24 protein-coding genes, 2 pseudogenes and 1 riboswitch are annotated in these 26,041 nt (G+C 56.7%); of the genes and pseudogenes, 10 read left to right on the top strand and 16 right to left on the bottom strand.

From position 1 onward, the window contains the following. On the bottom strand, positions 1-223 hold a 223-nt coding region (locus tag AF71_RS29675), incomplete at its 3' end, for a helix-turn-helix domain-containing protein (protein WP_246733889.1). A 554-nt stretch (positions 224-777) separates the two neighbouring features. On the opposite strand from AF71_RS29675, the gene AF71_RS29680 reads away from it, so the two are divergent. From AF71_RS29680 to AF71_RS29690, 3 genes and pseudogenes are all read left to right on the top strand, one after another. After that, positions 778-1,059: a DUF6516 family protein gene (locus AF71_RS29680; protein ID WP_169684271.1), complete on the top strand. Its 282-nt coding sequence runs from the start codon at positions 778-780 to the stop codon at positions 1,057-1,059. Then, complete coding sequence (locus AF71_RS29685) at positions 1,056-1,415, top strand: helix-turn-helix domain-containing protein (RefSeq protein ID WP_025662340.1); 360 nt, start codon at positions 1,056-1,058, stop codon at positions 1,413-1,415. The genes AF71_RS29680 and AF71_RS29685 overlap by 4 nt, the downstream gene beginning before the upstream one ends. Positions 1,416-1,425: 10 nt before the next feature. After that, positions 1,426-1,552, top strand: a pseudogene (locus AF71_RS29690) (recombinase family protein); the annotation flags it as partial. Positions 1,553-1,642: 90 nt separating this feature from the next. Here AF71_RS29690 and AF71_RS29695 read toward each other — a convergent pair. From AF71_RS29695 to AF71_RS29710, 4 genes are all read right to left on the bottom strand, one after another. Next, the gene (locus AF71_RS29695; protein WP_169684273.1) at positions 1,643-2,008 is read right to left on the bottom strand and encodes a GNAT family N-acetyltransferase; all 366 of its coding nucleotides are present in this window, start codon (positions 2,006-2,008) and stop codon (positions 1,643-1,645) included. A gap of 691 nt (positions 2,009-2,699) precedes the next feature. Beyond that, positions 2,700-3,095, bottom strand: coding sequence for a DUF4440 domain-containing protein (locus AF71_RS29700; protein WP_246733890.1), 396 nt, complete (start codon positions 3,093-3,095; stop codon positions 2,700-2,702). A gap of 48 nt (positions 3,096-3,143) precedes the next feature. Then, positions 3,144-3,491, bottom strand: coding sequence for a hypothetical protein (locus tag AF71_RS29705; RefSeq protein ID WP_169684274.1), 348 nt, complete (start codon positions 3,489-3,491; stop codon positions 3,144-3,146). Then, positions 3,466-3,738, bottom strand: coding sequence for a ribbon-helix-helix protein, CopG family (locus AF71_RS29710; RefSeq protein ID WP_169684276.1), 273 nt, complete (start codon positions 3,736-3,738; stop codon positions 3,466-3,468). Before AF71_RS29710 ends, AF71_RS29705 begins: the two co-directional genes overlap by 26 nt. A gap of 466 nt (positions 3,739-4,204) precedes the next feature. Here AF71_RS29710 and AF71_RS29715 point away from each other — a divergent pair, with 466 nt between their 5' ends. After that, a complete protein-coding gene (locus AF71_RS29715; protein ID WP_169684305.1) occupies positions 4,205-4,843 on the top strand; it encodes a DUF1684 domain-containing protein in 639 nt (212 codons plus the stop codon). Between the two features lie 500 nt (positions 4,844-5,343). Here the strand turns inward: AF71_RS29715 and AF71_RS29720 are convergent, their stop codons facing one another. From AF71_RS29720 to AF71_RS29765, 10 genes are all read right to left on the bottom strand, one after another. After that, positions 5,344-6,393, bottom strand: a complete 1,050-nt coding sequence (locus tag AF71_RS29720; RefSeq protein WP_169684278.1) for an LLM class flavin-dependent oxidoreductase — start codon at positions 6,391-6,393, stop codon at positions 5,344-5,346. Between the two features lie 193 nt (positions 6,394-6,586). Continuing rightward, positions 6,587-8,617, bottom strand: a complete 2,031-nt coding sequence (gene tkt / locus AF71_RS29725; RefSeq protein WP_169684279.1) for a transketolase — start codon at positions 8,615-8,617, stop codon at positions 6,587-6,589. 388 nt (positions 8,618-9,005) lie between these two features. Beyond that, complete coding sequence (locus tag AF71_RS29730; protein WP_169684281.1) at positions 9,006-9,347, bottom strand: hypothetical protein; 342 nt, start codon at positions 9,345-9,347, stop codon at positions 9,006-9,008. 1,167 nt (positions 9,348-10,514) lie between these two features. Further along, positions 10,515-11,141, bottom strand: a complete 627-nt coding sequence (ribB, locus tag AF71_RS29735) for a 3,4-dihydroxy-2-butanone-4-phosphate synthase (protein ID WP_169684282.1) — start codon at positions 11,139-11,141, stop codon at positions 10,515-10,517. A 114-nt stretch (positions 11,142-11,255) separates the two neighbouring features. Continuing rightward, positions 11,256-11,400, bottom strand: a riboswitch (FMN riboswitch). Between the two features lie 105 nt (positions 11,401-11,505). Beyond that, a complete protein-coding gene (locus AF71_RS29740) occupies positions 11,506-12,288 on the bottom strand; it encodes a glucose 1-dehydrogenase (protein WP_169684284.1) in 783 nt (260 codons plus the stop codon). A 68-nt stretch (positions 12,289-12,356) separates the two neighbouring features. Next, positions 12,357-13,094, bottom strand: a complete 738-nt coding sequence (tpiA, locus tag AF71_RS29745; RefSeq protein ID WP_169684286.1) for a triose-phosphate isomerase — start codon at positions 13,092-13,094, stop codon at positions 12,357-12,359. Between the two features lie 4 nt (positions 13,095-13,098). Then, positions 13,099-13,887 (bottom strand): SDR family oxidoreductase, encoded by a 789-nt coding sequence (locus tag AF71_RS29750; RefSeq protein WP_169684288.1) that lies wholly within the window; start codon positions 13,885-13,887, stop codon positions 13,099-13,101. Positions 13,888-13,923: 36 nt separating this feature from the next. Then, positions 13,924-15,402 carry a sugar ABC transporter ATP-binding protein gene (locus AF71_RS29755; RefSeq protein ID WP_169684290.1) on the bottom strand — a complete coding sequence of 493 codons (1,479 nt, stop codon included), beginning with the start codon at positions 15,400-15,402 and terminating at the stop codon, positions 13,924-13,926. Between the two features lie 28 nt (positions 15,403-15,430). Then, positions 15,431-16,360 (bottom strand): sugar ABC transporter substrate-binding protein, encoded by a 930-nt coding sequence (locus AF71_RS29760; protein WP_169684291.1) that lies wholly within the window; start codon positions 16,358-16,360, stop codon positions 15,431-15,433. A 114-nt stretch (positions 16,361-16,474) separates the two neighbouring features. Next, a complete protein-coding gene (locus AF71_RS29765) occupies positions 16,475-17,455 on the bottom strand; it encodes an ABC transporter permease (protein WP_169684293.1) in 981 nt (326 codons plus the stop codon). Positions 17,456-17,666: 211 nt separating this feature from the next. Here AF71_RS29765 and AF71_RS29770 point away from each other — a divergent pair, with 211 nt between their 5' ends. The 4 genes from AF71_RS29770 to AF71_RS29785 all read left to right on the top strand — a co-directional run bounded on the left by AF71_RS29770 (position 17,667) and on the right by AF71_RS29785 (position 21,939). Further along, the gene (locus AF71_RS29770) at positions 17,667-18,476 is read left to right on the top strand and encodes a transketolase (protein ID WP_169684295.1); all 810 of its coding nucleotides are present in this window, start codon (positions 17,667-17,669) and stop codon (positions 18,474-18,476) included. Continuing rightward, positions 18,476-19,432, top strand: coding sequence for a transketolase family protein (locus AF71_RS29775; protein ID WP_169684296.1), 957 nt, complete (start codon positions 18,476-18,478; stop codon positions 19,430-19,432). Before AF71_RS29770 ends, AF71_RS29775 begins: the two co-directional genes overlap by 1 nt. A 69-nt stretch (positions 19,433-19,501) precedes the next feature. Further along, on the top strand, positions 19,502-20,968 hold the full coding sequence (locus AF71_RS29780) for an FGGY-family carbohydrate kinase (protein ID WP_169684298.1): 1,467 nt from the start codon (positions 19,502-19,504) through the stop codon (positions 20,966-20,968). 20 nt (positions 20,969-20,988) lie between these two features. After that, a complete protein-coding gene (locus AF71_RS29785) occupies positions 20,989-21,939 on the top strand; it encodes a sugar-binding transcriptional regulator (protein ID WP_169684300.1) in 951 nt (316 codons plus the stop codon). Between the two features lie 161 nt (positions 21,940-22,100). On the opposite strand, the gene AF71_RS29790 is transcribed toward AF71_RS29785, so the two are convergent. Continuing rightward, positions 22,101-23,204 (bottom strand): NADH:flavin oxidoreductase/NADH oxidase, encoded by a 1,104-nt coding sequence (locus AF71_RS29790; protein ID WP_169684306.1) that lies wholly within the window; start codon positions 23,202-23,204, stop codon positions 22,101-22,103. A gap of 447 nt (positions 23,205-23,651) precedes the next feature. On the opposite strand from AF71_RS29790, the gene AF71_RS29795 reads away from it, so the two are divergent. Further along, the gene (locus AF71_RS29795; RefSeq protein ID WP_169684302.1) at positions 23,652-25,589 is read left to right on the top strand and encodes a TetM/TetW/TetO/TetS family tetracycline resistance ribosomal protection protein; all 1,938 of its coding nucleotides are present in this window, start codon (positions 23,652-23,654) and stop codon (positions 25,587-25,589) included. A 317-nt stretch (positions 25,590-25,906) separates the two neighbouring features. Further along, positions 25,907-26,041, top strand: a pseudogene (locus AF71_RS29800) (IS481 family transposase); the annotation flags it as partial.

Here is a 26,041-nt window from a genome sequence, read left to right on the forward strand (position 1 = left end):
ACTTTCCGATCACTTCGTTCCGCAGATCCTCGCGACGAAAGAGCTTGCCGATCCGCCGGCGCCTGTCGCGCGCCATGTCGTTGGCGGTCATCGCCCAGTAGCCCTCGGCATCGGGGAATTCCTGATCGTGCCAGTAGTTGCGTTTGATCTCCCGGGAGATGGTCGCACGGTCCCGGCCGAGGCGTCTGGCGATCTCAGACTGGCTAAACTTCTGATCCAACATCCTGGAAATCGATCGGCGTTCGTCAAAACTCAAATGGGAAAAGGTACGGATCAAACTATGGCTCCCGAAAAGCAGCAGGCAGCTTACGCCTTTGTTGCAGTTCGAGATAGAATGTACCCGGCTACATCCGATTGCGGCGTAATCTATCTTATGGAACAGCGGAGCGGTTTTGAAGCTGTTGCTTTTTCGGTTCTAATGACCTTTTAGGACAATCGCTCGAAACCGGCGTGAACGGTCATTTAGCTGTTGCGTTCTCGCGCTACATTGAAGTGTAGCGCGTCCTTTCACCTGCACCGCAACATGCCACTCAATCTCAGTTCGACATCGTTGCCGCCAGCGACGGTTGGTTTGATCAACGCCGGTTCGTCCGGGAACCTCGGCGATGAAACCGTCCTTGCGACTGTCGACACGCCGCACTCATCTTGACGCTTTGCTTGAAAACCGACCGTCGCGGCGGCAGGTCCTACTCACTCAAGAGATCGTCGGATGCGCTGCCCATCCATTGAGAGCGTTGTTATTGACAACAACGCCAGAGTGTTGTTATCAATAACAACATGAAGGCCAGACTGATCGAGAAATCGCGAACGGTGATCAATGACAAGACTTATTTTGAGGTCGTGTTATGGCACCTACCCAACCCGGTTCCGGGCAGCACGCACCCGTTCAAGTATCGGCTGGCCTTCGTTGTGAACGGTGCGTGCGTTCTCCGCTACGACAATGAGCGCGGGAAAGGCGATCACCGGCACTTAGGTAACCGCGAAGAAGCCATCGAATTTACGTCCCTTGAAGCACTTTACGATGCCTTCCAAGCTGACATGGAAAGGATGCTCAGATGACAACTTTGACTGTGCGCTTGAGTACCATAGCGGATGCCAAGGCTCGCTTTGTCGAGGCCGGAAGGCGGGCGCTTGCAGGGGAGACAGCAGAGGCCGTACCTTCGGTCAACTTCACCTCCTACGATGACATGCACCGAGTGCTCGCGCCTTCCCGCCTCGCTATCGTCAAGGCGCTCGCGGGACACGGGGCGTTGTCGATCCGCGAGGTCGCGCGTCGGGTCAACCGCGATGTGCAGGCCGTTCATCGTGACGTGACGACTCTCGTCAATGCTGGTGTCATCAACCGGACAGAGAATGGAATCGAGTTTCCCTATGATCGCATTCATTTCGAATACGATGTGAGCGCCGCAGCGTGATGAGGAAGTGTTGGCACTGATCGGCTACGCGCGTTTCCACCCGCGAACAAACCGTCGCGGCACAGCTCGACGCGCTACGCAAGGTCGAGTGTATCCGCATCTTCGAGGAAACCGCCTCGGGCGCGAACCACGATCGGCCGCCGCCCGGTCATCATGCCCCTGGTCCGATCCAGGCTCTTGGAGGCGACTACCATGACTTTTCAACATGGCTTGGGCGCGGCGCGAAATCAGGATGTTAGTACTGCCTTGGAAAACCGGCGGCGTTCGAGCGTTTCCGCCTCTAGTGCGAACCCCGCTCGCTCATAGAATCGGTCCGCAGGATTTGTGTTCAGGACGCTGAGCTTCGTAGGAAGTCCATGTTGTGCTGCCTGGTGAGACTTGGTGTTCAAAACATAGGTCCCTATTCCCCTGCTTTGATAGGCGGGGGCTATATAGAGTTTTTCTATGAAAATATGATCTTCGTGCCAGATCGCGGCAATACACCCGACGGCCTTGCCGTTCAGTTCAATCACCTCGTGACCCGCCACATCTAGGCTCTCCACTGTGTCAGACTGATTCCAGTCGCCCCACAACGCTTCCGCGTAACTGCGCATGCACACCCCCTCCAGTTCAAGAAGGTAAGCTGCATCCGATTTTGTCGCGGAACGTAGGATTATTGACATTGTCTAGCCGTTCGCCGCATCTGGTATGCGGCGTCGCACCAGTGATTGCTCCAACTCGTCCCCAAGCCATCGATCAGGATACGGTGCCTCCAGAATGGTCCGTCGCAATTCTTGGACAGAGAGCCCGCTATAGCCCAGTTCTTCAAGACGCATCATAAGGAGGCTTGCGTCTATTTGAACTATGAGGCGGGTGGCCCCACTCACCTGCTGCAACACTCCGCGCATCGCTGCATGTGTTCTGAAACCGAAAGATGCTGCGATAGCCTCATCACCATGCGACGAGCCAATAGCTGGGTACCGCTTGCGTAGCGCCTTTTTGAGAGCTGCCACGTTGTGCGGAGAAAACTTTATCGTCTCATAGAACATCGCAAATCCCTTATCCTCGTCGAAGTCTGCCGATTACATTTCGACCTCCGGACAGGGACGTCATCGATTCGAACACCTTTCAACCCGGCAGCAGGTTCGGTAAGGTTCCCATTGGGAAGCTAGCATCCGCTACCCAGGCGATCAAGGAACCCATTCGAGCGCCCCCCGACACGAGTAATGGCAAACAACAGACCCTCGGCGACATTGAAATCGATGCAGCGCCAGCCTGCCGCGTATCTCGATTTAGACTCAGCATTCAGCCTCGCTTGATCGTGCCCTGGTGGAAAAGCATCTGCCACCGATCTCCGATAAGCTTCCAAATCGAGCTTCGTAAAACATGCCGCCTTGACCCGTCGTTTTGGGTGCGCTCACTTTCGTAGGTCAACAGCACCGCGTCGTGAGAAATGGACGTCAGGGTGTAGTTGGTCGTTCTGAGACGATCATTGTCATTGCCATCCTCCTGAATCAGAAGTTCGACAATCTCTGTGCGGGAATACACCGTTCCGGATGCTCCGAATTCAACAAATCCTTCTGCAAGCAACGCTTCGACTGCGTCTCTCGACCGCCTGACTTCCGGGCGATGGAGGGCCTCCTCAAGGGCTTGAATATCGGCAAGCTCGGGCCGAGGGCTTGTCATCACTGGCAACTCCAATGGGATGGGCTTCTTGCAGTTTATCCGTCCTACTTTCGCCCTGTGCGGTCATTCGTAGGGTTCTAACGCTTGAGGGTCACGCCAGCGATGCGGCTGCGTGTCTTTATGGAGATCGCGGTATCGTTTGTGGTTGTTGGCAGATACAAGCGAGGTCGGCTCCCCACCAACTTCCACTATAACCCCATGCAGCAGCGGAGTATCCCACCAGAAGGGAGCGTCGCCCCAGAAGAGCGTAAAAGGCCCCTCTCGCTCCTGCACTAAGGTTATCTCGCACAGCGTGCCATAAAAGCGGAAAGCTCGTTTGTGCCGGAAGCGCTTCAGCGGAACCTCTTCGAACTCAGGATTGTCTCGAAGCTTGAAATCCAGTTCTTCAAAGGTCTCGCTCCGATAGAGCATATTTCTTGCGCCGTGCTTCCGCAATTATCTGGCGGGCTTCAGCCGTCGCTTGCTCGTGCGGGATGACGCGACCAGCCGCCACATCGGCCAGCCCGCGCTGGATGCCTTCAATAATGGCAAGTTCGCGCTCGACATATGCCGAGACCGCCTCCCGCGCGAGGAAGGATTTGCTGCGCTTCGTCCCTTCGGCAATCTTTAGCTTAGCCAAGGTGTCTTCCGAGACACGGATTGTCATCGTCGCACTCATGCTACACTCTCTGTTGTGTTTACCTGCACACATTATAGCACGGCATACCGGGTTGCGGGTCAAGGCTTGGCTGGTGTTCCCCTGATAACAGCCATAGCACCGGCGTCCTGTCAGCACTTCGACGACCTGCGCGTGACCGACATCGCATGCGCGTGCCTAGCGGTCCCCCAAACAAGGCGTCACGCCCGCGATGACGCCGGCGCGGGCCTTCTCGCGCTCAATACCAGGGACCTAAACAGGGGCCACTCGCCTCGACGATGCTTAGAGAAGAACCATAATCGAACCTCGTCGCGTGGCACCATAAGGGCGGTTTGCATCGTCAAGGCTGTGAGGCACCGGCGGTGCACCGACTTTCGTTTGCAGGCGGTGTTTAGACCACATCTTTCGGAACAGTGCGTGATTGCTTAAAGTTACGCCGCGATGATTGGGCGAGCGTTTCGATGACGAGAGCGGCGAAATATCCGTCATGGGAGGATATGATTTGAACGAGACTCAACACCTGTGGGAATGGCGCGAGAAGATCGCAAATCTCTACTACGAGGTACGTTCTAGCCCGGACGTGGTTGCTGCCTGGAGGCTTTGGTGCGACACCCGTTCGACCCTGTTTCGCGACCATCCTCAGTCGCCAATTGAATTGGCGGACCGCAAGACGTTCGAAGGGCCGACGACATTTTCTTATGATCCGTCGTTGCGCTTGACGGTACAGCTTGTCCCAGTCACGCCGGAACGGATAACCGTCGCAACAGGAGTGGATGGTGACCTGTCGATGCATGCGTTCTCTCGTACAACGGGGCTGGAGGCCAGATTGGGCGGCGAATTAACCCTTTACTGGATTGAGGGGTACGGCGGTGGCGTGTTCCTGCCGTTTGTCGACGCGACCTCAGGGACCGAGACATATGGCGGTGGCCGATATCTCCTCGACACCATCAAGGGAGCGGATCTCGGAGTTGTCCGTCCAGACGGCGCATTGATACTCGATTTTAATTTCTCCTATTTTCCTTCGTGCGCCTATTCTTCCCGCTATGTCTGTCCATTAGCGCCATCGGGCAATCGACTGAAAGGCGCGGTGAGAGCCGGTGAGCGGCTACCTGTCTCGAAACGATAAGCGCCGGGGTCAGAGGACTTGAATCTCCGTAGCCGGGCATACAGAAGTCGTGACCGTGCGCGTACTTCCGTTTCGAATAAACCGTTGTGACAGAGATCCTTTACGCGCAACGCCAATGAACGGTATGAGCCGGTTTGAGGCGAGACTGCAGGAGAACGTCGTCGTTAACTGATGAGTTTGTATCCCGAGGGGCAGCGCGCTTTACGAGATCACGACCATTGGTGGAACTATGGCTCCAGATTGGAGGAAACGTACCAATCGAGCTTATCGATTTCACAATCCGTGGTGAGCCCGAGGTAGTCGACGTAGAACCCGACGATAAGGACTGCTGATTGGAAGCCTCTCGCCTCAGTTATCCCACGAATTGAACGCCGGAACGGTACTTTTTGTTTCCCCCAAGGGAAGAGGCAAGCTGGAGTTCCAGCCTGCCCCTAACCTCACCCATACTGGAGAGAGCGGCGAGAGCTTTCTCGGAAGCGATCGACCTCCGGCTGTTGGGTTCACGCTGCCACTTCCTTGGCAAGAGTAGTTTTCACCCTTGGAACCACTTCTTCCCCGAATAGCCTGATGCTCTGGACCAATTTCTCATGCGGCATCGTTCCGATGCTGTATTTCAGCTGGAACCTCTGAATGCCAAGGTTTTCGATAACCGGCGCAAGCTTTGCGGCCACGCTCTCCGGTGAGCCGACATACAGCGAGCCCTGATCGATTTCGGCTTCGTAGTCTCTCTCGCTGACAGGACCCCAGCCCCGTTCACGGCCAATACGATCGCGCATGGCGCGGAAATGCGGCCAGAACTCCGCTTTTGCAGCGGCATCGGTCTCGGCGATATAGCCCGGGGAATGAACACCAACGGGAATTGCCGGATGCTTTAGCTGCTCATTGGCGTTACGATATAGATCGACGAATGGCTTGAAACGATAAGGGCTCCCGCCGATGATGGCTAGCATCATCGGAAGTCCATACTGCGCAGCACGAACGACGGAATCTGGGCTTCCGCCAACGCCTAGCCACGTCTTCAGGGGGCCTTTCTCGACAAGGGGAAACACGCGCTGACCATTCAAAGGCGGCCGCGTCATCCCCGTCCAGCTAACTGGCTTCTGCTCAAGGAGCTGGGCGAAAAGCTCGACTTTCTCCCCAAACAGCTTGTCGTAGTCGGACAACGAATACCCAAAGAGCGGGAAAGACTCAGTGAAAGACCCCCTGCCCAGGATGACCTCTGCGCGGCCGTTGGACGCTGCGTCGACAGTTGCGAACCGCTGATAAACGCGTACGGGGTCGTCCGAACTCAGCACCGTGACGGCCGAACCCAGCTTTATCCTTTCGGTCACCGTCGCGACGGCCGCAAGAACCGTTTCCGGGCTGGATACCGCGAAATCCTCGCGATGGTGCTCGCCAATCCCGAAGAAATCGATCCCAACCTGGTCGGCGACCACGGCCTCCTTGATGACATTCCGGATGACCTGAGCATACGTTTCAGGCTGGCCGTTGGCGTCGTGTGTTACGTCCCCAAAGGTATCGAGGCCGAATTCTACATTTGACTTTGTCATGCTTGTTGTCCCACGGGCCAAGCCGACGCTAACCGCCGACGCCCAATCGTTTGGATTTTGGGGTCTTAGTTGGGGTGCCGCCTAGTAAAGCGGAATGGCGAAAAACTAGATCGAAATCATCGAAGATATAGAACAGGCTATGCGGCAGCCCCCAAGGTGCGCTTAGCACCTTGGGGTACACGATAGACAGCCTTCAAGCCGAACCGGAGGCCAGAGCTTCCTCGCTGGCTTTCACCACGGCATCCACTGTGATGTCGAACTTGTTGTAGACGTCGGCGATCTTTCCGGATGCACCGAAGCTATGCATACCCACGAACCGACCATTGAACCCGAGATATCGGTCCCAGCTATCCTGGACGGCAGCCTCTACAGCGACCCGCGCAGATCCCGCGCCGAGTACCTTCCTCTTGTACTCGGGCGTCTGAGCCTCGAACAATAGTCGGCATGGCATCGAGACGACGGCGGCCCGAATACCTCCGGCCTGCAGCCGATCCCGAGCTTGAACCGCCAGATGGAGTTCCGAGCCGGTCGCCATGATAGTCAGCTGACGCTCGCCTCCTTCCGCTTCCAGCAGCACGTACCCGCCTTTGGCTGACAGGTTTTCGCTTCCAGGGTCCCTGCGCAGCAATGGCATTGGCTGCCGGGACAGTGCGATGAGAGCAGCTCTGCGGGGAGCGTCGAGGATTGCTTCCCAGCATTCTGCCGTTTCAATCGGATCACCCGGGCGGTAAATAGCGAGCCCTGGGATTGCCCGAAGTGCGGACAGATGCTCGACTGGCTGATGGGTCGGCCCATCTTCGCCCAAGCCGATAGAATCGTGCGTCATCACAAAGATCGAGCGGATTTCCATCATGGCGGCAAGGCGAATGGCAGGTCGTGCGTAATCAGAGAACGTCAGGAACGTGCCGCCGTACGGGATCAATCCCCCGTGAAGGGCGATGCCATTGATCGTGGCGGCCATACCATGCTCGCGGACGCCATAATGGATGTAGGAGCCCGCATACTGACCGGGGGCGATCTCGACCTGGGATTTGGCTTTCGTGTTGTTGGATGGCGTCAGATCGGCTGAACCTCCGATCAATTCCGGCAGGGCTTCAGCCAGATGATTAAGGACGGTGCCACTGGCTTGGCGAGTGGCCATATCCTTCTCGCTTGCCAGCAACTCACTTTTGGCCGCCTCGATCGCCTTGCGCCAGTCGTGCGGCAACTCACCTTTCATCCGGCGCGCGAACTCCGTGCGGATCTCATCGTTCGCGGTTTGGACGCGTACTGCCCACGCCATCCGCTGGTTTTTCCCCTTTGAGCCAATGGAGCGCCACGCCTCAAGCAGGTCACCTGGCATCTCGAACGGAGGCGACGACCAGTCCAGGAGCTTTCTTGCGCCCGCAATCTCTTCCTCCCCCGGCGCATCACTGTGCGCTTTCTGGGTACCGGCCTTTGTCGGGAAGCCGAAACCGATGATCGTCTTGCAGGCGATCATCGAGGGTCGGTCGGTGACCTTCCGCGCCTCGATGATCGCTGCCCTGATAGCATCGGTATCGTGTCCGTCGATCTGCAGGACATGCCAGTTGGCCGAACGGAAACGCGCCTGATGGTCATCGGACTCGGCGAGGCTGGTCGCGCCGTCGATGGAAATCGAGTTGTCATCCCAGAAATAGATGAGCTTCCCGAGTTTCAGGTGTCCTGCGAGCGCGATGGCTTCCTGGCTGATGCCCTCCATCAGGCAACCGTCGCCATGGAAGACGTAGGTGTAGTGGTTCGAAAGATCGTCGCCGAACTTTGCGTTCATGATCCGCTCGGCCAAGGCCATGCCGACCCCGTTGGCAAGCCCCTGCCCCAGTGGACCGGTCGTCGTTTCGATGCCTGTCGCGTGATGGTATTCTGGGTGTCCTGCTGTTCGCGAACCGATTTGGCGAAAATTCTTGATCTCATCGATGGTCATGTCCTCGTAGCCGGTCAGATACAGAAGGCTGTAGAGCAGCATCGAGCCATGACCGTTCGAGATCAGGAACCGGTCACGGTCGTACCAGTAAGGGTCCTTGCTATCGAACTTCATGAACTCAGAGAAAAGCACGGCCGCGATGTCTGCCATGCCCATTGGCATGCCGGGGTGACCGCTTTTGGCCCTCTGGACCGCGTCCATGGAAAGGAACCGAATGCAGTTGGCGAGCTTGCGGAGGTGGGGGTCTTTTGGCGCGGGAACAGATGCGGTCGTATCGGGCATGGGTATCTCCTAGTTCAGACCGAGTATCTCGCTTGGAGATAGGGCGAGGACGAAGAAGCGACAGAATGGTGACGCGTCAGCGACTATGGGTCACACATCAGAAGGTGTACTGGCTGTCCCCGGAATGTGAAAGCTGGAAGCTACGGGAACAGCCGCTCGGAAAAGCATTCTCAATTTACTTACGCATCTTCGCGGGCTTGCTGTTCACAACCAACGCGACGCCTCTCAGTTTGACCAAGCACCCGCCACAGGAGGCAAATATTTCACCGCGTCGGCTTGCGAACGCTAAGCATCACGCACATGCAGTTCCGGTAAAAATTGAATGCTTGGCAGGATGAGGTGGCGACGCACTGGTCCTGACAGGCAACGAGACTGCCCCAGCGGCGCGTTACTCCGGCTTCCATTGATACCGTTCGGGATGGGCCTTAACCTTGGCTTCCGTAATGCTTCCATCTTTACGACCGGTGGGGTCGACATACATCGCCCTGGCGGCCATCAATGCGATGTAAAGTTCGGCTTCATCGGCGTCGAGGGTCGCCACAAACACGCGCTGTTCATCATCCGCCAGGGCAAGAAACCTCTCGTATTGATCAATCGCCTCGGGTTTGGCGCCGTCTCCAAAAGGCAGCCACTTGAGCCGAAGGCGTTGACGTAGGGTTGCCTCCTGCCGCTTCGTGCCTTCGCCATTGATGTGGTAGGTTTTGCCCTTTTCCAAAGTCATCTCGGTCAACCGAAGCTTCTTGGAGCTTTGTAGGGTAGAGCATTCAACGTTTATTCGATAGGGGCTTATCGAGAAGCGCGACAACTGGCCCGTCAGAGGCATCGTTTGCTGGCTGCCCCCCGCTAGGGGACGCGGCGCGGTGCCTTCGCCCGTCGTCGACCGCATTGCCATATCGCCCAAGCATGTCACGAAGCCATTGGTTTTCGGCCATTAGTTCTTTTCTTCGCTCGTCAACGCCCGCCGAGCATTTCAACCGGTCTGCCTGCCTAGAATGAACTGGGCGCTTGTCATTGCAAGCAACTCCCGGGCCGACAGGCAAATTGATTCCCGTTCTATCTATTTCTTCACCAAGTACTTCATCACCATCGTCCACTCCCCTCGGTTCGGCTTGCACGACGGCGTTATGCTTCCGAGAGTCACTTTCAGAGAACCTAGCCTCGCTTCCGGCCATCAGGTCATCGAGTTCTTGTATCCAGAGGTAATATTTCTCCCGCAAAGGATGGTCGTCGGCCAACGAAGTCAGCTTTGTTTGCGCTAAGCGCTTTTTATCTCGATGCAATCGGGTATCGATTCTCACTGTCCATCAACCTCGCTATGAAGCAGAACATACAGTGAACATGTGCGGCGGTAAAGCTTGAGTCTTGAGCGGATAGTTCAAAAGAATCCGACTCCCTGATTTTCTCTGCGGAAGTCGACGGCAACCCAAAGCTACGGCTAGGGCTGCTGCAGCGGGCGCTAAAGGGCTTTATCTTTCAGACGACAACAACAAGCTCGTGTCGGATGCTGGTCCGGCCACACCGAAATCACTTGGTCCGCTTGACTCCATACCCGCTATAACGCGCAAGCAGTTGCTTTAATGGCTCATTCTGCAATAGCAGTTTTTGAGCCAATTGAGATCTGAGCTCAGTTATTTCGCCATCCAGGTCTAACGCTACGGCCGAAAACGTGTCGGCGACCGACCCACCCTTGGATGTATTAGCCTTAGTAGCCACGGCGGTGCGAGACTTGGCGTTTTTTAGCCGCCTAAAGACCAACGGGAAGGGAGCGTCCCGTAAAAAGCTATCCGATGGCGGACATGTCGCACGCAGCCGTACTTTGCTACCCGTCCGTCGGCTGACGTCCATCTTTAGCTTCGGCGCGATTCCCCAATGGAAATCGCGCCTGCAATTCCGAAAATCATGCGGCCTTGGAAGACAGGCTGGACGTTCTATACGCGATGAGATCTTCGATCGTGATTAGGTGGAGACCGTGTCTTTCAGCAAACACTTCCAGCTCGGGTAGCCGAGCCATCGTTCCGTCGTCGTTTGCCACTTCGCAGATCACCCCCGATGGTGAAAGACCAGCAAGCCGGGCAAGATCTACCGCCGCTTCCGTGTGGCCCGGACGAGAGAGAACGCCGTTTGGATGGGCTCTCAGCGGGAAGATATGTCCTGGTCGTGCAAAATCCTCGGGACGAGAGCCGTCGGTGACGAGGGCCCGAACGGTCGCTGCGCGATCGGCAGCAGAAATCCCGGTTGTTGTTTCTGGGATATAGTCCACGGACACAGTGAACGCTGTTTTGAGCACTTCAGTATTGCGCGGAACCATCAGGGGAATATCGAGCTCGTCGAGCCTTTCGCCTTCCATCGCAACGCAGATGAGACCACGCGCGTTGTTCATCATGAACGCGATCGATTGAGGAGTGATTGCTTGGGAGGCAATCACGAGATCCCCTTCGTTTTCACGATCGCGGTCATCGACAACAACGACGATCTCGCCACGCGCAATCGCGGCGATCGCATCATCAATCTTGGAAATTGCCATTCTCTTCTGCCTTTCAAGGGTTGCCGCGGTGAGCGGCGAGCATGGCCTTTAACAGCCACAATTTTCCCTTGGGCGAACAAGCATACAAGTCGTCGTCAAACACGACGACCCCTGCGTTGCTCTCTTCCATCCGGACTATGACCGTCGGCTCCGGCATCTCACCGGATCTGCTGACCCTTCGCTTTCGCGAAGGCGCTCGCGGGCTCCGAGTTGCCTCGATACCGCCGGTGGGGAATTACACCCCGCCCTGAGAACATGCGTAACATAGACATTCACTGCATCAGTCCGCAAGAGCAACGTCGCGATAAACTGGCGAAAACTCCCTTCCCGCTATAAACGCACCGTTCCTCATTGTCGAACGGGGCTAGGACATGATCAAGCCACCATCAACATTGATCGTCTGGCCGGTGATGTAGGTAGCATCGTCGCTGGCAAGGAAGGTGACGAGGCCAGCGACGTCCTCGCCCGACCCAGCACGCTTCATAGGAATGCCTTCGACCCATTCCTTCATCAGTTCTCCAGGGCCATAATTGCCAAGCAGCTTGCCCCAAGCCTGATCGTTGTAGGCCCACATATCTGTCTCGATGATGCCCGGGCAGAAGGCGTTCACGGTGATGTTTTCCTTTGCGACTTCCTTGGCGAGACTTTGAGTGATGCCAACAACGCCCATCTTTGAAGCAGCATAGTGTGGGGTGAAGATAAAGCCGTCGCGTGCCTGACCCGACGCCGTATTGATGATACGTCCACCGCGTCCATGCTTGCGCATCCGCAAAATCGCTTCCTGGGCACACAGGAAGACACCCTTGGTGTTAACTGCCAGAACCTTGTCCCATTCGCCTTCGGTCATATCCTCGATACGGGCAATGGTAATGACACCCGCGTTCTGAATGGATACGTCGATCGTGCCAAATTCCTTTTCCGCTGCGTCGTAGAGTGCCTTAACGCTGGCCTTATCTGTCACGTCTCCGACAAACGAGATAGCTTTGCCACCGTCCGCCTTGATCTGCTCAGCGACGGCATGGACCGAGTCTTCGTTGGCGGAAACCACGAGGTTGGCTCCTTCTCGCGCGAACCGCTTGGCAATTGCAGCACCAATACCGCGGCTTCCGCCGGTGATGACGACGGTTTTGTTTTCGAAGCGTCTCATAGTCTTTCCTTCTAATTGTCTGACGATGTTGAAGCTCAAAGAGGCAGCCGAAATTCCTCAGGCCGTCTTCAGGAGGCGGCCAGAATGATCTCGGCGAAATCTGCAGCCTTCAATGATGCGCCTCCGACCAAGGCTCCGTTCACGTTGGCGACCCTGAGGATATCGGCAGCATTTGAAGCCTTTACCGAACCCCCATAGAGAATTCTCACCTTGCGACCGTCCTCGCCAAGACGCTCTTCCAGCATGCGCCTGATGGAAGCATGGATCTCTTCGATCTGCTCCAAGGTCGGAATAAGGCCAGTTCCTATCGCCCAGACGGGCTCGTATGCGATTGCAATGTTGGAGCTTGAGGCACCAGCCGGAATTGACCCACGCAGCTGCCCATCGATGATCTCAACCGCCCTTCCCTCGTCGCGCTCACTGCGGGTCTCACCCACGCAAATGATTGCCGTCAGTCCGGCCTTGTGAGCCGTAGTCACCTTGCTGGAAACCGTAGTGTCGGTTTCATGATGTAAGACGCGACGTTCGGAGTGGCCGATAATGACGAAGCGAGCACCCACATCAGCAACCATTTCCGCTGAGACATCCCCAGTATACGCACCTGAAATATGCGCGTGGCAGTCCTGGGCGCCGATTGCAATGTTCGAACCATTGGATCGCACAGAAGCCTTTTCGATCAGCGTGAAGGGCGGGCAGACGACGATATCGCACGCCGCCGTGCCCGTTATTCCCTTCAGCGCCTCGATCTCAGCCAGGGAGGAAGCGAGACCGTTCATTTTCCAGTTGCCTGCTATAAGCTTTCTCATCGCATCACCAGCAGCAGAAGCCACCGTCGACGAGGAGATCGACGCCGGTGACGAAACTCGCGGCATTCGACAGCAGGAACACGGCTGGACCTACCATCTCATCGACCGTTGCCATGCGCTGCATCGGTGTCTGCTCCTCAAAGAGCTTTGTCTGATGAACCATCTCCGGGCGCGTGTTCATAGGCGTCGCAGTGTAGCCAGGCGAAATCGTGTTGACGCGAATCCCGCGCTCAACCCATTCCATCGCCAACGACTTCGACATATGAATCACGCCTGCTTTGGAGGCGTTGTAGTGTGCCTGGCTCAGTCCCCGGTTGACGATCACGCCAGACATGGACGCAATGTTGACAATGGCACCTCGCCCGTTCTTCAGCATCGCGCGAGCCTCGGCCTGGCAGGAAAGAAAGACGCCCTTGAGGTTGATGTCCATCAACGTCTGGTACTGGTCCTCCTCCATCTCTTCCGCGGGATTGGCGTTGGCTATACCAGCCGCATTGACAGCAAGTTCCAATGGGCCCAGTTCAGCCTCTGTCCGCGCAACAGCGTCGCCGAGAGATGATCTGCTGGTGACGTCGGCCGCGATTTGTAGTGAGCGCCGACCGGCAGCCTGAATGAACTTGGCTGTATTGGCTAGACCATCATCTGTGCGACGATCAAGCAACGCGACGTCTGCACCGCACTGCGCAAGACCAATAGCAATACGCTGGCCAATTCCGCTTCCTGCGCCGGTTACGAGGGCAACCTGGCCGCTGAGATCGAATAGCTTTGGGGCGTTCAGAGAGATGTCGGACATCGCTCTTCCTTTCTATAAGTGCATTGTTTCGTCTATTTAGATTGTCGCTAGCTCCATGACGGAGACATCGTTTGCCTCGTCACGGTTGAGAATTCCTGCCTGCTTGCCCTGCGCGAGGACCAAGATGCGGTTCGATACACCGAGAACTTCCTCGAGGTCGGAGCTAACGACGATGACCGCGACGCCCTGTTTGGCGAGATTTGCAATGATGTCGTAGATACCCGCGCGGGCGCCGACATCGATGCCCCGGGTGGGTTCGTCGAGGACAACGACCTTCGGATCGCGCATCAACCATTTTGCGATGACGACTTTCTGCTGATTGCCGCCCGACAGGTCGGAGGCATACTGCTCAGCACGACCTTTTACGCCAAACTTGGCGACGGCCTTTTCCGCGAACGAACGCTTGGCGCTTGGCGTGATCCAACCACCACCCAGCTTGTCGAGATTGGCGTAAATTATGTTCTCGCCGATCTTGTGCCCGACGACCAGCCCTTGATCTTTGCGATCCTCGGGAACCATGACAATACCCTTGGCAATCGCGTCAGCGGGGTCGCGCAGTTTAAGTTCCTTGCCTTCGAGCTTGATCGAGCCAGCGCTGATTGGATCTGCCCCAGATATGGCGCGAACCAGTTCTGTACGACCGGCTCCAACCAATCCTGCAATCCCGAGGATCTCGCCCGCCTTGACATCAAAGGTCACCTCGCGGAACGAATTTTCAGGCGAACTCAGTCCCGAGACCTGCAGGACCGGCCGGTCGGTCGGTACTGGGAGCGTCGGAAACATCCGTTCCAGCGAACGACCGACCATGCTTTCGACGATGGTGCGGACGGGCGTTGAGCTGTCAGCGAATTCCTGCACGCGCTCGCCGTCACGCAGCACGACGATCCGGTCGGTAATCTTCTTGATCTCCTCCATGCGGTGAGAGATGTAGATGATGCCGACGCCCTCCGAGCGAAGCTTTCGGACCTGCTCGAATAGTGCCTCGGTCTCGGCACCGCCAAGAGCAGCCGTCGGCTCGTCGAGGATCAGCAGCTTGGCATTGAGAGCAAGTGCCTTGGCGATTTCGATGAGCTGTTGATTTGCAGTGGAAAGTCCTTCGACCTTCCGTGTCGCCGGGATGTGCAGGTTGAGGCGGGCGAGCTGTTCTTGGGCGCGGCGAACCATCTGTGCACGATCGACGACACCGTTCTTCATCGGCCAACGGCCAATGAAGACGTTTTCTGCAATGGAGAGCTGTGGCAGGAGCTGCAGCTCCTGATGGATCAGGACAACGCCCTTGTCGATTGCTTCTCTTGGGGTAGCTGGGGCATAGGGCTGCCCCAGCCAAGTCATCGATCCTTCGGATGGCGTGCGCGACCCGGCAATGATGCCTGAGAGCGTCGACTTTCCCGCTCCATTCTCGCCGAGAAGTGCGACCACTTCGCCGGGATAGACATCCAGGCTGACATTCTTCAAGACCTGGAGCGGTCCGTACCGCTTGGAAATGCCTCTCAGGGAAAGAACCGGATCAGTCATGGCACACCTCCTCAAGATCTCAACGCTGTTACGGGTGGTTGGCGATGAAGCCTGCGACGTTTTCCTTAGTCGTCAGCGTGGCATCGAGGAGCTGTACTGGCGGCACCTTTTCTCCAGCAACAAGCTTTGCGGCGTTTTCGACAGCGTCGCGGCCCATCTTCTGTGTCTGCTGTGTGGCAGTTACGTCGAAGACGCCCTTGCTCAACGCTTCAAGGGCAGCAGTATCGCCATCGAAGCCGCCGACCACAATCTTCTGGGAAGGGTTGGCGACCTTAATCGCCTGAGCAGCACCGAGCGCAAGTGCGTCAGCTTGCGCGAAGACGATTGATACGTCAGGATTTGCCTGAAGCATGTTCTGCATGATCTGGAAGCCTTCGTCCTGGCTCCAGATGTTCGAGTACTGCTCGGCAACGACCTTGACATCCGGATTTGCCTTCAGGGATTCAGCGCAACCCTTGGAACGGTCGACTTCCGGCGTCGTGCCCTTCTGGCCGTGGATGATAACCATCTTACCCTTGCCGCCAGCCTGCTTGAGAATGTAGTCGCAGACGTTCTTCGCGGATGCGACCGAATCCGTTGCCAAGAAGGTGTCGCCGGGCGCACCGTCGGCGTTTCGGTCGACGTTGACGACAGGAATGCCCGCACTCTTGGCCAGTTTGACTGGAACGGTTGCAGCGGCAGCGCCTGCCGGAATGTAGATCAATGCGTCGATGTTCTGGGTCAGAAGGTCCTGGATCTGGTTGACCTGTGTTGGGCCGTCTCCCTTCGCATCGACTGTTACGACTTCGATGCCACGCTTTTTGGCCTCAGCCTCTACCGATTGCTTAATCTGGTTGAAAAAATTTGCCTGCAGGTTGGCGACGGCCAAGCCTACTTTCTTTAGTTCAGCCGCATGAACGGGGCTGAGCGCGAGACCGAGCAGGGCAGCAGACGCGAGCATGGTACGTGCAATTTTCATAGTAGTTCCTCCGTTGTTGAATAGAACCCTCGGGTAACACCTCCCCCTTGGGGTATTGATCCGCCCCACGTGTGGGGCGGAATTCCTGAGGCCGCCGATCTGCGGCAGCTGTCGTCAGGCGCGACGCCGACGAATGGTCTCTGCGCCGACTGCAAGGACGATGACGATGCCGATGATCACCTGCTGCAGAAACGGCGAAACGTTGAGAAGATTGAGGCCGTTGCGAAGAACCCCGATGATAAGGACCCCGATGAGCGTGCCACCGATGCCTCCGGCGCCTCCGGAGAGTGAGGTCCCGCCAATTACGACCGCGGCAATGGTATCCAGTTCATAGCCAAAGCCACTCGAGGGCTGCACCGAGTCCAGGCGTGCCGCAAGTACGATACCTGCGAGACCAGCGAGGACCGCGCTTACGACGTAGACGCCAATCGTCACGAGCTTGACGTTGATACCAGCGAGACGTGCCACTTCCGGGTTTCCGCCGACCGCGTAGAGCATTCGGCCTTCCGAACGGAAGTGCAGAAAGAGCCAGGCCACCAGCACGACGGCAAGCATCAGGAATACGGTCGCCGTGAGAATTCCAAAGTGCCGGTCGATCGCCAGCATCATGAACCAGTCGGGAAAACCAACGATTTGCTGGCCATCCGTAATCATGTTCGCCACGCCGCGTGCAGCGGACATCATGGCCAGAGTGGCAATGAATGCAGGTACTCTGAACTGTGTCACAAGTAGTCCGACAATCAGCCCTGAGACAGCTGATGCAATCAGGCCAAATACGATCCCTATTGGGAGCGGCAAACCAGCGACGTTGGCCGTCCAGCCCATCACCATCATCGCAAGGGCGAGCACTGAGCCGACAGAAAGATCGATGCCACCAATCAGGATGACGAAGGTCATCCCGACAGCCATGATGCCGAGGACGGTGATCTGATCGAGAATATTGAGACCGTTCCGAACGGAAAGAAACGCGTCGGTGCTCAAGCTCAAAAAGATGCAGAGCGCCAGCAGGCCTACAAGCGGACCGGTAGCTCCCTTGAGCTTGCTTAGCCAGTTCCCGGACGGAAGTCGCTGTTCATGGATATCGAGCGCCACCATCGTTCCTCCCTGAATCTAGGTTGGTAGCCAATAATTGTTCAAGTGCGCATAAATATTCACACCTGCTGGAAAATTCATTAACAAGTTGGTTAAACGGTGTCAACCTGTTTTGTATACACTCTTGTTTGCAAGCTAGTGCTCGAAGGGCTTGACTAAATCGGCTAATGTGCAAAAATATTGACATGTGAATATTTATGCACGAGAGGAACCCATGGATATCCAAGAGCTCGAGCGGAAAGCTCGCGAGATAAGATTGCGTGATCTTCAGGCGGTCGTTGAAGCTGGCGCCGGTCACATCGGCGGCGAGATGTCGGTCATCGACATTCTGACGGCCCTTTATTTCCGCGTGCTGAAGATCTGGCCCGACCAGCCAAAGCATCCGGACCGCGACAGGTTCGTCCTTTCCAAGGGTCATACGGCGTGCGCTCTGTACGTGACCCTGGCAAAGCGGGGATTTATCCCGGAAGATGAAATTTCGACGTTTCTGAAGCCGCACTCCAGACTGAACGGTCATCCGAACTGCAATAAGGTTCCGGGAGTCGAGACCAATACTGGTCCTCTCGGCCACGGCTTGCCAGTTTCAGTCGGCATGGCGAAAGCCGCCAAGCTCTCGGGCGCGAAGTATCACACCTATGTCGTCACCGGCGATGGCGAGATGCAGGAGGGCTCCAACTGGGAAGCGATAATGGCCGCCGCCCAGTTCAAGCTGGACAACCTCACGCTCGTTGTCGACCACAATAGGTTCCAGCAGGGCGCGGCCCTGGCAGATACGAACGACCTTGCACCCCTTCGCCCGAAGCTCGAAGCTTTCGGCTGGGAGGTCACGGAAATCAACGGAAACGCTATGAGCGAGGTCGTCTCAGCGCTCGAACATCGCAGTACACGGCCGCATTGCATCGTTGCCCACACCAACAAAGGTCATGGAATTTCGTTCATGCAGGACAAAGTCGACTGGCATCACAAAGTTCCGAACAAGGAACAGTACGAAATTGCTTTGGCAGAACTATCGGAGGCAGTGTGATGAACGCACCAGTAGCCACACCAAAGCTCTATGATTGCCGCGACGCGTTCGCAGCGACCCTCGAGCGTCTGGCAACAGAGAATGAAACTATTGTCGCGGTTTGCAACGATTCCGTGGGTTCTTCGAAGCTCGGGGGCTTCAAGTCGAAGTTTCCGGACCGTCTGGTCAACGTCGGTATCGCGGAGCAGAACATGGTCGGCGTTGGAGCTGGCCTGGCAAACGGCGGCCGCCTTCCCTACGTTTGCGGCGCATCGCCCTTTCTCACCGGACGGTCGCTCGAGCAAATCAAGGCTGACATCTCCTACTCGAATGCTAACGTGAAGCTCGTTGGCATTTCCTCCGGCATGGCTTACGGCGAGCTCGGCCCAACTCATCATTCTATCGAGGACTTCGCTTGGACCCGCGTCCTGCCCAATCTTCCGGTGATCGCGCCCTGCGACAGGATTGAGACCGCCGCGGCGGTGGAATGGGCAGCGACCTATGCGGGACCGTGCTTCCTGCGGCTGTCGCGCGTTGGCGTTCCGGATCTCCTGCCAGAGGGTCATAAGTTCGAATTGGGCAAGGCAAATCTGCTGCGTGAAGGTTCGGATGTCACGCTCATCGCAAATGGTACCCTGACCCATCGCATCGTGAAAGCCGCAGAAATTCTTTCTGAGCGCGGCGTCAGCGCCCGGGTGCTCAATCTTGCCACGGTTCGTCCAATCGACGAGGAAGCGATCATCAAAGCGGCCAACCAAACCGGCGCCATTGTAACGGCCGAAGAACATTCCATCTTCGGCGGACTCGGTTCGGCCGTCGCCGAAGTGGTGGTCGACAACGCTCCGGTTCCAATGAAGCGTCTTGGCGTACCTGGGATCTACGCGCCGACCGGGTCGGCTGAGTTCCTGCTCGATGAGTTTGGTATGGCCCCAACCGCGATCGCCGACGCCGCCCAAGCCTTGATCAAGCGCAAGTAGCCTGGACGTAAACTGCCAAACCGGGGCGTGGGTGCTTGCTGCCCCGGTTCATCTAATTCGGAGGGACTCATGCGGGCTATTCTTGCGATCGACCAGGGAACAACCAATTCCAAGGCGGTTCTCGTTAGTGAAGAGGGAGAAGTGGTCGCGAGAGGCTCGGCCCCGGTCGGAATCTCTTATCCTAAGCCTGGCTGGGTGGAGCAGGACCCTCGTCGCCTCTACGCATCCGTCTGTGAGGCAATCGAAGCCTGCCTGAAAGCGGTCCCTGACATCACGGTCGAGGCGGTCGCCATTTCCAATCAAAGGGAGTCAGTTACCGCGTGGGATGCAGAAACGGGTGATCCGCTTGGTCCGGTCGTTAGCTGGCAGTGCCGACGCACTGCCCCAGACTGTGAGCGTCTGGTCGCCCGAGGATGTCTTGATCGTGTGCAAGCGCTCACCGGTCTTCCGCTTGATCCAATGTTTCCGGGTTCGAAGTTTCGGTGGCTCCTCGAGCGCGTGCCGACCGCTCGCAGAGTCCGGTTGGGAACTATCGACAGCTGGCTCATACATTGCCTGACCAATGGGGACCGGCACGTCTGTGACGCCTCGAATGCGGCGAGAAGTCAGTTGTTCGATCTGACGCAGCAGAAATGGAGCGAGGAACTCGGTGAGATCTTTGGCGTCGATACATCGCTCTTGCCCGAAGTTCTGGATAGCTCGGCAGATTTTGGAACGACCAAGGGGCTTCCTGGGATACCAGATGGCACTCCCATTAGGTCCGCAATCGGTGACAGTCATGCAGCGCTATTCGGTCACGGAGCGTTCAAGCCTGGAGACGGCAAGATAACGTTTGGAACGGGCTCGTCGGTAATGACGACCCTTCCGCGCTTCATTGCGCCCCAGAACGGTGTCACGACAACCGTCGCATGGCGAATTAACGGAACACCCACGTTCGCTTTCGAGGGCAATATCCTCGTTTCAGCCGCCAGCCTACCTTGGATGGCTGGCATTCTTGGCCTGCCGGACGTGGCAGCGCTCGTCGATCTGGCGGAGACCGCAGAGCCGGGCGGACCTGGCTTCGTGCCAGCTTTTGTTGGATTAGGTGCACCTTACTGGAACTCTGATGCCCGAGCTCTATTCTCGCAGATCAACTTCAGCACGACGCGTGCGCAAATGGCACGTGCGGTGACAGACTCGATCGCTTTCCAAGTCAACGACGTGATCACGGCGATGCGGACACAGAGTGGCGGAGAGCTTGGCGCCCTCTATGTGGACGGTGGTCCCAGCCAGAATCGATTCCTGATGCAATGCGTCTCGAACCTCGTCGAACATACAGTCATTCAATGCGAAGCCCCGGAAGCATCGGCACTTGGCGCCGCCTATTTGGCGGGCTTATCCTTGGGGCTATGGCGTGATCTCACTGTCATCGAGAGACTTCCCAGAACCACACAATTCATCACGCCGATGACGGTCGATCGAAAAGACCTTCTCAATACCTGGAATGATGCGCTTCACCGCTCGACTGGCCGTCAAACACCGGCTACATGTGAATAAAAATTCACATCGGATCAGCAATGTCTCGCCTAAACGAACTACGGCTTATTTCGCGAGTTGCCCAGATGTACCACATCGAGGGACGGCGGCAGGCGGACATCGCAGAGCACCTCCGCCTGTCACAGGCCACAGTGTCCCGTATGCTGAAACGGGCAGAAGCGGAAGATATAGTAAGAACAAGCGTCATACCGCCCATCGGCACCTACAGCGAACTCGAGCAGGCCTTGAGAGAAAAATACAGCCTGCCTGAAGCAGTTGTCGTTGAGTGCTCAGAAGACAGAGACGGCGCTATCATGGCACGTATCGGTGAAGCCGCAGCTCATCTTCTCGAAGTAACGCTTGCGCCAGGAGAGATCATCGGGGTTTCGAGCTGGAGCCAGACCATCTTTAAGATGGTGGAGAACATTCATCCCCAAAAGAGTGCACAGGCAAAATACGTCGTCCAAACCCTCGGTGGCATGGGAGATCCCTCCGTACAAACGCATGCGACGCAGCTGACGACGCGTCTTGCTCGTTTGACCGGCGCCGAACCAAAGCTGTTACCCGTACAAGGGGTGACATCGTCTCGGGAGGCAAAGCTGCTCATGCAAGCCGATCCGTTCGTCAGGGAGACAATCGACCTTTTCGGTAGCATAACGCTCGCGATTGTAGGCATCGGCGCTGTCGAACCGTCCGAGCTTCTCGCGCGATCTGGCAACATCTTTTCTTCGCGGGAACTCGCCGATCTAGCTGAAGCTGGGGCAGTTGGCGACATATCCCTTCGGTTTTTTGACAAAGAAGGAAAAGCTGTGAAAACGCCGCTGGATGAACGGGTGATGGGATTGCCACTTGAGGACCTACACCGCGTAGATCGCGTTATAGCCTTGGCGGGCGGATCGAAGAAGACCGCGGCAATATCTGGTGCCCTTCGAATTGGGGTCATCGACACTTTGATCACAGACAAGTTCACAGCTCAGAGACTGGTTGATTAGGCGCTTGGCAACATCCGTGGCCAGAACGTTCACGGCTATCCTCGACCTCGGCGTCATTCGCCGCGCATCCAGTTCTCTGATCCCGAGCCCGAGTTGAACAGTTGAACTCGCCCTAACGCGCGTTACCGGCTGACCACATTGGTTAAGACTTCTGTATAACCCTAGGGTCGGAATAGATTTTTGTACTGTGAAGGTTGCGACCGTAGATATTGCGGAGGTGCGGATACCTGACCTCCCAGCGCTGCGGCTGCATGCCAAGGCCAACGAGGGTCGTAGAGTGCGGCCCGTGCAATTGCGACCAGATCCGCGTCACCGGTGGCTACGATCGCTTCAGCTTGCACAGGCTCAGTTATCAAACCAACCGCCACGACCGGGATCTTGATTTCATTCTTGATGGCCCGCGCAAGTGGGACCTGATAACTTGGTCCCACGGGAATGGCTTGCTTGGCATCCAGCCCGCCGCTCGATACGTGGATCGCGTCGCATCCCCTCGCCTCAAGCTCCTTTGCAAAGACGATCACCTCCGCCAGTTCCAGACCTCCCTCGACCCAATCCGTCGCTGAAACCCTCATTGTCACGGGTTTGTCCGTCGGGAATGCGCTCCTAACGGCATCGAAGACTTCCAGAGGAAAGCGCATTCGATTTTCGAGCGGGCCGCCATAGTCGTCAGTTCGCTTATTGGACAGTGGTGAAAGGAATTGATGCAGAAGATAGCCATGCGCACCGTGGATCTGGACAGCGTCGATGCCGATATTGGCGGCACGTTTTGCCGACGCGACGAATGCGTCACGAACGCGCTTTAATCCCCCCTGATCGAGAGCTGTAGGGGGCACGTACTCCGGAAGGAATGCCACACCAGAAGGCGCTTCAGTTTGCCAACCATCATCGTGGCCTGGCGGGATCTGCTTGCCTCCCAGCCATGGGATATCTGTCGACGCCTTGCGACCGGCGTGGGCAAGCTGAATAGCAATCGGCACATCCGAATATCGGCGCACTCCATCCAGCGTCCGAGCTAGGGCAGCTTCGGTTGCGTCATCGTAGAGACCGACATCCGCGAATGTGATCCGTCCCTCTGGCACTACAGCGGTAGCCTCTATGGTCAGCAAACTCGCGCCGGAGAGCGCAAGCTGCCCCAAGTGGATAAGGTGCCAGTCAGTGGTGCATCCATTCTTCGCTGAGTACTGACACATGGGCGCGATGACGATACGGTTCGCAAGCTCCAGCCCGGCAACCCGGAAAGGGGAAAACAGAACAGGGTTTGGCATTGGGTCTCCTTGATCAGGGAAATTCCATTTCAAGAGGTCTACTTTCAACGGCTTCCGTTGAGCGGGCTTTTCAATAACATATTGTCTTTGGGTTGCCACTTCCCGGCCGCAGAAATGGCACTCCAGTTTTGACGCTGGCGCTTGGCTCATAGCATTCATATACTCGCCGCTCCGACGCTATCCCTGCGATCGGTCTGCCTCTCTTCGTTAGCTCACCGCTTTCTACTCATTTCTTGACGATCCACACACTGCGGACCTTCCACGATGAGCTTCTGCTGAAGAGGCCACCGTCGACTGCCTCTCGCTTGACGAAATTTCTCAGCATCACTACAAGTTCTAAGGGTATCGCCAACTTGAGATACAGATAGCTCTCTATCCTGGAGGCCCCAATGCGCCGAGTGACTTCTCAACAAGTTCAAACCCGAAATCTTGAGAAGTTGATGGATCATGCGCACATTGAATTTGGGCATCCTAGCTCATGTGGATGCAGGCAAGACTAGCCTTACGGAACGCCTCCTTTTCGAGACAGGTGCAATCGCCAAACTCGGCAGTGTCGATGGCGGCAACACCCAAACAGACAGCCTCGCCATAGAACGACAACGCGGGATAACCATCGCTGCGGCTGTAGTGTCGTTCCGGATCAACGATCTGGACGTCAACCTCATCGACACTCCCGGTCACCCAGATTTCATCGCCGAAGTCGAGCGAATATTGAGGTTGCTCGATGCGGCCATTGTGGTCGTATCGGCCGTCGAAGGCGTACAAGCTCAGACGCGAGTGCTGGTACCCGCCCTGCAGCGACTTGGCATTCCGTTCCTTGTCTTTGTTAACAAGATCGACCGGATGGGAGCGCGTTACCTCGACGTCGTTGCAGACATCGCCAAGCAATTGCCGGTGCGGCCGATAGCGATGATGGAAGCGAGGGATATCGGAAGCCGCGTTGCGACCGCTAAATCAATCGATGTCAGCCACGATCCGGGTTTTTCGGCCCTTTGCGAGATGCTCACCGTCAATGACGACTGCCTGCTTCGCGACTTCGTTGCTGCTTCGGAGCGGTTGACGCCAGCGCGGCTTACCAAAGCCCTGGCAGATCAGGTCGCTAATGGCCTGATTCATCCGGTGTACTGCGGGGTCGCAATGACCGGCACCGGTGTGTCGGAACTCCTCTCAGGAATCGAGACACTTTTGCCCAGCAGAACCCCTTCTCCTGACGGCCCGGTAAAGGGAAGCATCTTCAAAATCGAGCGCGGTTGGGGCGGAGAGAAGCTCGCCTACGTTAACCTGACTTCAGGCACGGTAGCCGCGCGTGGACATCTTCAACTGCCAACTGGCAACGCTAAGGTAACGAGCATCCAGGTTTTTGGCGAAGGAAACCTGCATAGACACGAATATGCACGCGCCGGTCAAATCGCCAAGATTGGGGGCCTAACAGACGCGCGGATCGGGGATGAAGTTGGAGCAGACGGTCGCTCTTATCTCGAAGGGCAATTCGCACCACCGACACTGGAGACCCAGGTCTCACCGCAACGACCGTCGGAAAGCCGCGCTTTATGGGTTGCCCTGCAACACCTGTCGGAACAGGATCCATTGATCAACCTGCACACAAATGAAGATGCGAGTGAAATGTATCTGTCGCTTTATGGCGAGGTTCAGAAGGAAGTCATTCAGTCAACGTTACTTGCAGACTACGGAGTTGACGCGGTGTTTCAAGAAAGTACGGTCATCCTTGTCGAGCGGCCGATTGGGACAGGACGCGGACTTGAAGTCATCTTCAAGGAGCCGAACCCCTTTCTTGCAACGATTGGGCTGCGGGTCGAGCCACGCCCGGAAGGGACAGGCAATAGTTTCGCGATGGAAGTGGATGTGGGACAAATGCCCGCTGGGTTTTACCGAGCCATCGAGGAGACGGTATCCGAGACCCTAAAGGCTGGCATCCATGGGTGGCAGGTTATCGACTGTCATGTCGCGCTCACTTCGGTCCGACATCACTCGCCGTCTAGCACTGCGGCTGATTTCCGAGGGCTTACACCACTCGTTTTGGCCGCAGCTCTTACTTCTGCGCAAACGATCATCTGCGAGCCCATGGAGCGTTTTCGGATTGAGGTCCCCGCAACCGCATTACCCAACGTGCAGGTCGCACTCGCAAAATCAGGAGCGTCGACCGAGGCAACGCTGATTGAAGGTGGTATCGCCCAATTGCGAGGTATGGTTACCTCCGCTCAGGTCCAGGCTATGCGACGGGTCCTGCCCGGACTATCCGGCGGTGCCGGGGTTTTGGAGAGCGCGTTCGATCATCACAGCCCCATTGCGGTCCCGCCTCGTGCTCGCGCTCGCACGGGCGCAAATCCCTTTGATCGCATCAACTATCTTCGGGCGATCTATTGAGACAATCGCGGGAGCGGCACCGCACGCACCGCTCCCACAAGTAATGACCATGTGTCCGCCTCAAGTCGCCAAACGAACGAACCCATTCTGGGCGTGAACACGATCAATGTCGACTGGCCGCAATGGCGGCTGCAACTTTGGAAAGCCTTCGGCCGATGCTTCGGGATCGCGAAGACAATCCTCTCCACTATGCTGGCATTGTGGTACCGGCTGAAACGGAGCCTGGTCGCGCTACTATTCACTGAACGCTCTAGGTGTGTAGTCCCTGAGTGTGATGGTGCATCATTGAACCTGAGTCGTCAGGAAGAGGATGCATTATGGGAAGTATTCTTCACGGCAGCGCCCGCACGACGCCGCGTCTTCGAGCCGAACTCCAAGCGTCGCAAGAAAGTACCCGGTCCCTTGCCGCCCGCTACGGCCTGAACTCGAAGACGGTGGCCAAATGGCGCGAG

The organism is Rhizobium sp. 57MFTsu3.2 (assembly GCF_012932765.1).
Taxonomy (GTDB): domain Bacteria; phylum Pseudomonadota; class Alphaproteobacteria; order Rhizobiales; family Rhizobiaceae; genus Rhizobium; species Rhizobium altiplani.